Origin of the sequence: Methanobrevibacter cuticularis, assembly GCF_001639285.1 — an archaeon.
In the GTDB taxonomy this organism is placed as follows: domain Archaea; phylum Methanobacteriota; class Methanobacteria; order Methanobacteriales; family Methanobacteriaceae; genus Methanobaculum; species Methanobaculum cuticulare.
In genome coordinates, this window is record NZ_LWMW01000126.1 from 69,748 (window position 1) to 80,113 (window position 10,366).

At 25.0% G+C, this 10,366-nt stretch carries 13 protein-coding genes; 5 read left to right on the top strand and 8 right to left on the bottom strand.

Annotated features, from left to right (window positions below):
- The first annotated feature begins 44 nt into the window (after positions 1-44).
- Positions 45-1,010, top strand: coding sequence for an ADP-ribosylglycohydrolase family protein (locus MBCUT_RS08350; RefSeq protein ID WP_067260227.1), 966 nt, complete (start codon positions 45-47; stop codon positions 1,008-1,010).
- Positions 1,011-1,509: 499 nt separating this feature from the next.
- Here MBCUT_RS08350 and MBCUT_RS08355 read toward each other — a convergent pair whose 3' ends face one another.
- From MBCUT_RS08355 to MBCUT_RS10995, 7 genes are all read right to left on the bottom strand, one after another.
- On the bottom strand, positions 1,510-1,881 hold the full coding sequence (locus tag MBCUT_RS08355) for a DUF2283 domain-containing protein (protein ID WP_067260228.1): 372 nt from the start codon (positions 1,879-1,881) through the stop codon (positions 1,510-1,512).
- 3 nt (positions 1,882-1,884) lie between these two features.
- Positions 1,885-2,184, bottom strand: a complete 300-nt coding sequence (locus tag MBCUT_RS08360) for a hypothetical protein (protein WP_067260229.1) — start codon at positions 2,182-2,184, stop codon at positions 1,885-1,887.
- Positions 2,185-2,495: 311 nt separating this feature from the next.
- The gene (locus MBCUT_RS11820; RefSeq protein ID WP_342667573.1) at positions 2,496-3,017 is read right to left on the bottom strand and encodes a DUF6884 domain-containing protein; all 522 of its coding nucleotides are present in this window, start codon (positions 3,015-3,017) and stop codon (positions 2,496-2,498) included.
- Positions 3,018-3,215: 198 nt separating this feature from the next.
- Positions 3,216-5,309: a hypothetical protein gene (locus MBCUT_RS08375; RefSeq protein ID WP_067260232.1), complete on the bottom strand. Its 2,094-nt coding sequence runs from the start codon at positions 5,307-5,309 to the stop codon at positions 3,216-3,218.
- Positions 5,310-5,320: 11 nt separating this feature from the next.
- Positions 5,321-6,127, bottom strand: coding sequence for a hypothetical protein (locus tag MBCUT_RS08380; RefSeq protein ID WP_067260233.1), 807 nt, complete (start codon positions 6,125-6,127; stop codon positions 5,321-5,323).
- Positions 6,128-6,139: 12 nt separating this feature from the next.
- On the bottom strand, positions 6,140-6,787 hold the full coding sequence (locus tag MBCUT_RS10595) for a transglutaminase domain-containing protein (RefSeq protein WP_084270774.1): 648 nt from the start codon (positions 6,785-6,787) through the stop codon (positions 6,140-6,142).
- A gap of 2 nt (positions 6,788-6,789) precedes the next feature.
- On the bottom strand, positions 6,790-6,945 hold the full coding sequence (locus MBCUT_RS10995; RefSeq protein ID WP_157082553.1) for a hypothetical protein: 156 nt from the start codon (positions 6,943-6,945) through the stop codon (positions 6,790-6,792).
- Between the two features lie 644 nt (positions 6,946-7,589).
- Here MBCUT_RS10995 and MBCUT_RS08390 point away from each other — a divergent pair.
- Both MBCUT_RS08390 and MBCUT_RS08395 read left to right on the top strand, forming a co-directional pair.
- Positions 7,590-7,901: a nucleotidyltransferase domain-containing protein gene (locus MBCUT_RS08390; protein ID WP_067260235.1), complete on the top strand. Its 312-nt coding sequence runs from the start codon at positions 7,590-7,592 to the stop codon at positions 7,899-7,901.
- On the top strand, positions 7,894-8,265 hold the full coding sequence (locus MBCUT_RS08395) for a HEPN domain-containing protein (protein WP_067260236.1): 372 nt from the start codon (positions 7,894-7,896) through the stop codon (positions 8,263-8,265). Before MBCUT_RS08390 ends, MBCUT_RS08395 begins: the two co-directional genes overlap by 8 nt.
- 125 nt (positions 8,266-8,390) lie before the next feature.
- On the opposite strand, the gene MBCUT_RS08400 is transcribed toward MBCUT_RS08395, so the two are convergent.
- Complete coding sequence (locus tag MBCUT_RS08400) at positions 8,391-8,852, bottom strand: hypothetical protein (RefSeq protein WP_067260237.1); 462 nt, start codon at positions 8,850-8,852, stop codon at positions 8,391-8,393.
- Between the two features lie 735 nt (positions 8,853-9,587).
- On the opposite strand from MBCUT_RS08400, the gene MBCUT_RS08405 reads away from it, so the two are divergent.
- Together MBCUT_RS08405 and MBCUT_RS08410 are read left to right on the top strand one after the other, a co-directional pair.
- Positions 9,588-9,917 (top strand): helix-turn-helix domain-containing protein, encoded by a 330-nt coding sequence (locus tag MBCUT_RS08405; RefSeq protein ID WP_067260238.1) that lies wholly within the window; start codon positions 9,588-9,590, stop codon positions 9,915-9,917.
- A gap of 161 nt (positions 9,918-10,078) precedes the next feature.
- A partial coding sequence (locus tag MBCUT_RS08410; protein WP_211263794.1) for a hypothetical protein occupies positions 10,079-10,366 on the top strand: 288 nt, incomplete at its 3' end.

Consider the following 10,366-nt stretch of genomic DNA (forward strand, 5'->3'; position numbering starts at 1 on the left):
CTTGAACTAGAAGAGATCATTAAAGTTAGTGTGGTGGATTTAACATGGTTTATGATTATGAAATAAAATCTTTATTATTTGGATTAGCTATTGGAGATGTTTTGGGAGTTCCTGTGGAATTAGCCTCAAGAGAACATCTTAATGAAACTCCTGTTTTTGATATGGAAGGATATACTATACATAATAAACCACCAGGAACTTTTTCTGATGATAGTTCATTGACATTTGCTCTTGTTGAAAGTTTAATTGATGGATATAATTTAAACACTATTGCTTTAAACATGATAAAATGGTATGATGAAGGATTCTGGACTGGTGATGGTGAAGCTTTTGGTATTGGAAAAACTACTCATACTGCAATCAATAATCTCAGAAAAGGAGTAAATCCAAATTTATCTGGAGAATCCTATGAATATTCTAATGGTAATGGGCCTATGATGAGAATAGCCCCAATTCTATTTATAATAACCTTTAAACCAATATGTGAAAGATTTCAAATTATAAAAGAAGTTTCTTCTATTACTCATGCCCATACTCGTTCTATAATGGCATGTTTTTACTTTTTAGAATTTTTAAGACATTTACTACTTAATGATTTAGATAAGTATGAAATATATAGTAGATTACAAAAAGATATTCCTGAATTTTTAAATAAATATCTCAATGGAAAAAATTCTGAATTTGATTTAAAGCAAATAACTTATTTCAACAGATTATTCATAGATAAAATATATGAATTTAAAGATACTGAGATAAATAGTGGACTATATATTGTAGATATTATTGAAGCAAGTATTTGGTGTTTATTAACCACAAATAATTATAAAGAAGCTGTTTTAAAAGCTGTTAATCTTGGTGGAGATACCGATACTACTGCATCTGTTACAGGAGCATTAGCTGGTCTATTATATGGCTTTGATGAAATTCCAAAGGAATGGATTGATAAATTAGTAAGAAATAAAGACATTGAAGATTTAGCTATAAGATTTTCAAATAGTTTAGTAGTCTAATTGGAGGAAGCAATTAAAATATTTCAATAGCATACATAGACGAAAATAAATAAATCTATAATTATTTATTTTCAATATAACAGCTTTCTCATTTTTTGAAAAAAATGGTTTTTACCTTTTCATTTAAAAGCCAACTATAACAACCAAGTATAACCATATTATTTTTTACCAATATAAAAGCTCTTTGATACCATTATAACATCTCTAAACGACCCTATAAGCTACTATAAACGGACCAAGTTGCCAAATGTTCCCCGTTTACTATAGATAAAAAGGAACATAAATGTTCAACTTGCACAATGATATATATTATTTTCTAATAAAATCATTATAATTTATATTTATTATACTATATAGCTCTTAAATAGTTAAATAATCAATTAAAAAAGTTTAAAAGATTTTAAATAATGTGAATATTAATCTAATAAACAATAATTTTATATCTTAATTACAGCTTAAAAAATATAATAAATAAAGTTATATTATTAAAAAATAATAATTAGGCTGTTGCTAATTTTTCATCCATAAATGGAATATTACTATCATTGACAACAGTAGCATTAGCTATTTTAAACTCATCATGGTCTTTAATAGGTAATGTGAAAATAGCATTAACAAGTATTTGATATTTAGTAACTTTAACTATTAAATCTATACTACTAATATTTTCAAGACTTTTAACAGTAGTGTTTAATACATGAGAAGTATTTATTATTTCTAAACCTACGATTTCCCCTTTTTTAGTAAAATCTAATACAATATTATCAGTTAATGGAATAGCTTCGGGATTTGGATAATCTTTAACTTTGATATATAATGCATCAGCTTCGCAGTCATATTCATGATTTAGTATTTTGTGTTCTTTAAACATTATTCATAATCCTCCTTCAATTTTAGATTTGGATTCTGGAAAAGTGGTTATTAACTTTATATTATCAAGATCAATTATAAATATCACAATCACAAGATTGTATTTACTTGTATCTGGATGTGAATAAGTTACTCTGAATTTGCTATTTATAGGAGATTTTATATACAATGGAATGCTTTTTTTAAGAATATTATAACTTAACTCAGAACCACAATAATCCCTTTTCACTCTTTTTATGTAATGAGAAGATTCAGTAATATTTATCAGTTCATTACCTCTTAATCTTGTTAAAATATTTTCCATATCTTTAACTGAATACTCTGTAATATAAATAACCTCATAAATTTTTATAATAATTAATATTATTAGTTTATTTATTATAAATAATTTTAGATTATTGCACCAATAATAATTTTTATAAAAAATAATTTCAAGGAATATAATATCTTAAATAAATCATATAAAGACAAAAACCAGTATTAAAAATTAAAACGGGATAAAGAAAGCTTGTAATTAGTTTAAAAACTCATTGAGAAAGCTAATCTTAAGATCGAGGGTTCAAATCCCTCCAAGTCCGTTTCTTGTTTTCGAATGTTTAAAAAATGCTATGCAAATTATTCGTTAAGTTCATTCAATTTTTTTAACATCATCCCAATACCTTTACAACCTTTTAAAGGATTTTCTACCATTTTACCATTGAAAACATTTTTAACAACATTTTCATAATTTTTCCCACCTAAAACTGTAAAATTATTATAATTATTAAGACCTCTTTCTTTAGCTTCTTCAATTAGAGAATCTATTTGTACACAGTTCATATTATTATTAAAACTGATATTATAGTTCTTTTCTACTATGTCTTCAGGAAATAAGAAACCATGTTTTGCAGAAAGTATACACCATGACCCAGAAAAATTTTTTTCTGCGTATATTTGACATTTTTGTGATAGTGGTCCTATATATACTTCTTTTACCTTTGTAGGTCCTGTTGAAGGGTATTTATCCCAAATTTTTTTAGAGGCGCTTGTGACAATGCATAAATTGTCTTTATTTTCATAATTTCTTCTAAAAGACCATAAATTATGAAAACCTCTGCATTTATTTCTATTAGTCCCTCTAAAAATAAAAAAATTAATTTAAAAAACAGCATAAACACTAATTTTAAAAATTTTTAGAGAAAATAAAAAAACTAATAATAGCTAGAAAAAATTTTCTAACTATATCTTTATTTACAATATAATAGCAGGAGCTAATACTATCTCTCTTTTTAAGCATTGATATAAGACTTTTGTAGTTCTATTATTTGCTAATTTTATATTATACCCAATCCTATATTATTTAACTTTAAAGCCAGTTAAATTATTATTGTTTAATAATTTTGTATATTTACTTTTTTTAACAGTTGGTTTAACTGTATAAGTTCCTTTTTTAGCTTTGATTTTCCAAGAAATAGTTATTTTTTTCTTAGATTTTAGTCCATTTATTTTTAAAGTAACCATCTTAGTTTTCTTATTATATGTTAATTTCCCTGATTTAAAGTTATTAACATATTTTCCTTTAATTTTAGCCTTACCAATAATATTAAGTTTGAAAATCTTTGCATTATAAGTCATACCTCTAGGAACTTTAAAATAAACATTAAAACTAGAAATTTTAGGACCACCATTACTAACAACAGACTTAAAAGTAACAATACGCTTTTTATTACTAACAACAGTATTTTTAACTTTTAAAACAGAACTTGGAACAAAAATTTTGCCCTTTTTAGAACCATTTAAATAAAAATTATCAGCAATAGTTTTAACTTTAACATTAATATTCCCAAGCTTCTTAAACTTATAACTAAAAATAGATAAACCATTAGAATTAGTTTTCACTTTACTAACAAACTTACCACCAACATAAAGACAAAGCCAAATACCACTAACAGCAACTCCCTTTTGGTTTTTAGCTTCAATAATTATAGTTTTATTTTTATTGTAAATAGCTTCTTTAGTTTTTATAAAAGGGTAGATATTACCTTTAGAATTAATATTGAAAGTAATTTCATCAAGAATGTCATTATTATATGAAACAAATAACTTATTTTGCCCTAGTTTATCAATACTAAAAGAAGCATGATTTAATAAATTTCCTTTAATTTTTTTATCATTATGTGAAATATAAAAATCGAATTCTGGTAAAATAAAAGAACTGATTTTTTTACCATCTTGTGTGAAAATGGAAGAAGAAACATTTAATATATCCCCATATCTACTTACATTATTCATTGATAGCTTAACTATATAAAAAATACTAATATTTACATTATATAAATAGCTTTCTATCTTAGTTAAGTTAGCTGTCCCCCAAAAATTATTGTTAACCACAAAATTAGAACTACCATTATTAAAAATCAAATTATCTCCAATATTGTCTAAAATTATAGAATTAGCAATGTTAGAATTGCCTCCAGAACCATTTTGATAAATAATACTTCCATTATTTGCACTATTTTTAGATAATACTGAAGTAGATAATATCGAAATTGTATTTAACCCAAAATTAGCTATAATACCGCCATTTAAACTTGCAACATTCCCAATAAATCTAGAATTAACTGCATTAACCTCTAAATTATTACCAATGCTATAAAACACCCCTCCGTCATTAGCAGAATTATTTGTAAAGTTAGAAGCTCCAACCAAAATTCTACTAATATTTGACTTAACAAAGACAACTCCTCCATTTATAATTGCAAAATTATTAATAAAGATAGAATTAACTAAAGTAACACTACTAGTATCACCTAATGAAAAAATTACCGCCCCATCAACATTAGCATGATTTTCTAAAAATGTAGAATTACTAATACTTAAAATATTTCCAGAACTACCATTGATAAAAATCACAGCACCATAATCAGCAACATTATTAGTAAATCTAGAGTTATTTATAAAAACTATGCTATTTGGACCAGTACTATAGATAACTCCTCCATTAGTAGCATTATTAGTAATAAAATCACAATTTGATATCTCAACAATACCATCATCAATATACACTACCGATCCTTTATTTGAATAACCATTCTTAAAAACAACATTATTCAAAACTAATCTAGAATCAGAATTAACATTAAACATCCCATTTCGAGATTCAGCATCAATAACGGGGCGAGAACTACCTACTCCTAAACCATTTATAGTAAGAAATTTATCAGAAGACAAATTCAAACTATTACTTCCTAATTTATAAGTACCTTGCTTTAAATTAACAACACCTGAAACATCAGAAGCCAGAGAAGAATCAATAGCCCCTTGAATACCACCACCCGTACTATTATCAATCGTAACATGACTAGCACTAACAAAACCAACAAAACAAAAAGCGATTAATACTAAAAAAAATATTAAAAAAGCCTTCTTAAAATTACACTTAACTAACATTTTAACAAACCTTATCCTATATCAGGAACTTTTGTGAAATAAGTTATTCTAAATTTTAATGGATTATTGCCCAAAATTTTTGTTGAACTAGATTTAACTACTGGTTTGATAGACACGCGATAATTCAGACTTTCAAATCCCCATTTTATTTTGATTTTCCCTTTTGCTTTGATTGTGCCATATACATATAAATATTTTCCTTTAGGATAAACAACCATTTTTAATATTTTAGATTTCTTTATACTAGCTTTTGGTTTAGTATATTTATATTTAACAGGAATGGTTGGGAAATTAAAATCTTTTGAAAATTTATAATATATTTTGAAATTAGTTTTATTGGGACCTTTATTATATATTGTTGAATAAAGAACCGCTCCATCAACCTTCTTTGAGTAACTATTTTTTATATAGAGATATGCTTTTGGAACAAAAATTTTAGCTGATTTTTCAAAATTATCTCCAATGACATTAGTCTTAACCCCTATATTACCATATTCTTTGAATTTAAATTTTAAACTAGCAATACCTTTAAAATTTGTTGTATTTTGACCAATATGTTTATATTTTTTATATTTTTTATTATATACATAAAATTTAATAGTTTTATTTTCTAAAGTTTGGCCCTTCGAATTAAATAATTGAACTTTAACTTGATTATTTTGATTAAGCTTAGCCTCTTTTGTAATAAATTTCAAATTATTAGTATTACTATCATTAACATTATCAATTGCACTAACAGCATTTACTGAAAAAATAGCTAAAAATAATACAACTATAAGTACAAACAAATATTCATTTTTAATTTTGATCTTAAACATTGACAAACACCTCTAACTAGGTACAAAGTTAATAGTATATACATCATGCCATTTTGAGTCATAATAATAACTTTCAGTCATTGTGACCCATGTTTTTTTAGTTCCCCATTTTTTAGTATAGATATATTTTCTAGTAAACTTTTCTGATGTACCAATTCTATTTTTAAAGTTATATTTACCATAGTAACCCCCAAATAACTCCGTAGATTTATCTAAAGTTGCTTCTCCTGCTTTCCATTTACCTCCAATTTTGACTAAAGGCCATGCATGACCTGGACTTACTCCATATTGTGTGCGAATATTTTGAGCACGTAACAATGCAACAACTAAATGTGTCGAATCAACACAATTACCTTTTCTTTTTCCATCATTGTAAGTTTTAAAAGCACCTTTACGAGTATTACCATAATTTTCATATTTAAGATATTTTTGAACCCATATTAATACGGCATTAGCCTTTTTAAGCTCTGTTTTTTTACCTTTAATTTTTTTTACTATTTTATTTGAAAGACTAGTAATATATTTATTATCACATTCACAATCAACAGAGGGTAAAACATATTTACTATAATCTTTTGATTTTCCCTTAACAGTTTTAAATGAACTATTTTGATAAAAATAGATGATTTGGACATTTTCTTTCTGTTCAACTCCATTGATTCTTAACTTAGTTGCATTTTCTTTACTCTTTTTAAATTAGCACCATCAACCAAATCCTGAGCATCACCAAAACTAGCAGCAGAAACAAACGACAACGATAAAACAAAAACAGTGATTAATAGCAATATTATTACAAATAATTTTCTAACAAAAATCAACTTTCTAACCTCTCTTTTGTAAATTAGTTATAATCCTAACTATTAATGTAAAAAAAAGTAATTATATAATGACCAAATAATTTAGAAAGAGGGTGTGCCTTCTTATTATACTAAAGAGAGAGAGTTTTCTTTAAAGCCATAACTTACTTAATAATTTTTAACAAATTAATAGTACTTAAAAGAATCCAACATAAAATAATAATTTTACCCCAATCAATAATAAACAAGTATTATAAAAACTGAAATAAATATAAATAAACATTCAAACTTATAACATATAAACATTCCTATTTAATCCTCATATATCAACAAAAAAAAAATAAACTCCTCAAACAACCCAAAAAAACACATACAAAAATAGAAAATTATATCAAAAAAACCAAACCCCCTCCTTATACATCAATCAATAATAAAAAAAAGCTTAAAAATTCATTGAGAAAGCTAATCTAAGTATTATCCTAACTCAGTAATAATATACTCATTAAAACATACTATTTTATAAAATAATATTACCAGTGTTTGATAAAAAATAAGTTAATTCCATAGATTCTATCGTATCACAAAAAAAGATAAAAAAATATATAATACCATTTATATAATTATAAACTAATTAAAAATAAAAAAATTAAATAATGGTGTTTTTCATGGATAGAAAACAATTAGCTATCGACTTTGCAAAAACTTTAAACCATCCCGAAATAGAAAAAATAATATTATATGGTTCTGTTGCAAGAGATGAAGATAGTAAAGACTCCGACATAGATATTCTCATTATAGTTTCTAATGTTGATGATGATTTAAAAATTGAAGACGATATCTATGAAAAAACATTTGACACCCTTCTTAAAACTGGAGAATCCCTCTCTGTGCAGATGGTTGATAATGAACACTATAAAAAATATTCACATTTTTCTTTTTATAAAAATGTTAAAAAAGATGGTGTTTTAATTGGATGAAGAATTTCAAGCATTATTTGAAAGATCATTAGAACTACTAAAAGTTGCTGAATTGACTTTCGATCAGGGTTTTTATCCTGACAGTATTAATAGATCATATTATGCTGTTTTTTACGGGGCTAAATCATTACTGGCTAAAAGAGGAATATTTACTAAAACTCATAGGGGAACTATTCAAAAATTTGGTTTGGAATGTATTATAAATGGAGATTTCAATAAAGATATAGGAAAATTCTTCTCTAAACTTGAAAAAGATAGAGAAAAAGCAGATTATGACGTTTTTCATAAAACCACTGAAAATAAAGCTAAAAAAGATTTAGATGATGCAAAAAAATTTGTTAAAGAATGCGAAAAATTCTTATAAATTTATTAAAAAGCCTAAAATTAAGCTTAAAACTCATTGAGAAAGCTAATCTTAAGATCGAGGGGTTCCGAATTTTCAGGTTTATTTTTTTGTTGGAAAATCAAAAAGATGTTGTAATAAAAAAATTATGAAATATTTTTTAATATCTTTTCAACTAATATATTAGTATTTTTTAAATTAATAAAATCAATTAGTATTAAGTCATTGTTTATCTTAAAGTAATAATTTACAAAAGAGTATTTTTCTGTTTTATATCCTTTTAAATAACTAAATTTCACATTTGTATAATTAGACACGTTATATTGGTATAATATTTCTTTCTCAGATAAATTAATATTCTTTCTAACGAGTATGCCTAAACTAGCTTGTTCATTTGAATAAATCTTTGCATAACTATTATTACTACTATCTTCTGATTCAAGTTTAAATTCTTCAGGAATATTAAAAGTATATCCCCCAATAGTTTCAGATTTATACTTCATTTGATGATCTTCAACAAAATTAAAAGTAAAAACAGCCAAAATAAGACACAGTAGGACTACAACTCCTAAAAACACAGTTAAAAACTTTTTACCTTTAGATTCCATACAAATCACCTTTAATAATAATCATGATAAAATAACATGCTGAACATAAGTTCATATCAGTAATAGTCCTATATAAAAAAGACAATATAAAAAGTTTACCATATCCTCCTACATCAACTATCATTAAAAATATTAATCTTAAGAGTTAGAGTTCAAAACCATCCCCATCAGTCAACGAGTTAAATTTTATAAAATAACAAAAGCCTTAAGAGTTAGAGTTCAAAACCATCCCCATCAGTCAACGAGTTAAATTTTATAAAATAACAAAAGCTACTTAAATAGTAAATAACACACTAATTTTATAAACACTACCCCCAAATGACAAAAGCTATTATTTAAAACATAATTTTGACACCTAACTATTAATTTAGATGTAAAGAATAAATCAAAATAAATAATTGGAAAAAATAAATAAAAAGATTAATCTAAAGATCGAGGGTTCAAATCCCTCCAAGCCCGCTCACACATTTTCACATGAAGAGATATGGATCAAATACCTAGTAAATTACTAATTTTTAGAATACTTCAATTATTCATACAGAATCTATTAATTAAACTATAAATTTTCAAATAACTATTAATTTAAACTGTTAGGATTGTAAGAACTAGTTATTGAAATAAAAATATTAAAAAGTAGCTATTAAAAAAAATAAATTCATTAAAAATATAGTCCTGAAAGGAAAGTTTATAAGTAATGATTTTTATATATTAATATGATATATGGGGTTGTTACTCATGGTTAATATGGTTCAAAAAAGGGTTAAAAATCATTTATCTAAAAATGAATTAAAAAGCATGATTAAATGTTTTAAAAACAATTGTAGGATGTATAAAAAATTTGTTTTCATTAATATGGTTCTTGATGGTAAAAAAGTTTCTGAAGCTTGCGATATTCTTAATATAGGTGAATCTACAGGTCATAAGTGGCTGGATCTTTATAATGAGAAAGGGCCAGAAAGTTTATATCCTAATTATCAAAACTGTGGCAGACATTCAATGATGTCTGATGAACAATTAGATGAATTTAGCAGAATAATTGAAAATGAAGAGTATTTAACATCTTAAAGGGCTCATGAGATCATTAAAGCAAGATACAATATAGATTACACTATTCAGAATATTAAAAACATCTTAAAAAAGCTAGAATATAATAAAAGCAAACCTTATCAAAAATTTTCTAAAAAACCAGAAAATGCTGAAGAAAGCTTAAAAAAAAACTAAAAAATGTGAACCTTAATAAAGACATTGTAGGATCATTAGATGAAGCTAGATACGATAATAAATGTAATTCTGGGAAATTATTCTATAAAAAAGGATTTAAAAATGAAATTATAAGAAACGGTGATAGATTTAACATAAATGCATTTGGTTTTCAGACATTTGATGACAATTCTTTAATAAAATTTAAAAGAACTGCACGAACTTTTGATCTATCAACTTTTTATTGTGAAATAAGAATTAATAACATGGAATCTAAAGAAAATACAGCTAAATTACAGTTATTAATAGATGAA

Coding starts and splice junctions, on each gene's coding strand:
- MBCUT_RS08350 (WP_067260227.1), top strand. CDS start 45: ATGGTTTATGATTATGAAATAAAATCTTTATTATTTGGATTAGCTATT.
- MBCUT_RS08355 (WP_067260228.1), bottom strand. CDS start 1,881: ATGTTTAAAGAACACAAAATACTAAATCATGAATATGACTGCGAAGCT.
- MBCUT_RS08360 (WP_067260229.1), bottom strand. CDS start 2,184: ATGGAAAATATTTTAACAAGATTAAGAGGTAATGAACTGATAAATATT.
- MBCUT_RS08375 (WP_067260232.1), bottom strand. CDS start 5,309: ATGTTAGTTAAGTGTAATTTTAAGAAGGCTTTTTTAATATTTTTTTTA.
- MBCUT_RS08380 (WP_067260233.1), bottom strand. CDS start 6,127: ATGTTTAAGATCAAAATTAAAAATGAATATTTGTTTGTACTTATAGTT.
- MBCUT_RS08390 (WP_067260235.1), top strand. CDS start 7,590: ATGGATAGAAAACAATTAGCTATCGACTTTGCAAAAACTTTAAACCAT.
- MBCUT_RS08400 (WP_067260237.1), bottom strand. CDS start 8,852: ATGGAATCTAAAGGTAAAAAGTTTTTAACTGTGTTTTTAGGAGTTGTA.
- MBCUT_RS08405 (WP_067260238.1), top strand. CDS start 9,588: ATGGTTAATATGGTTCAAAAAAGGGTTAAAAATCATTTATCTAAAAAT.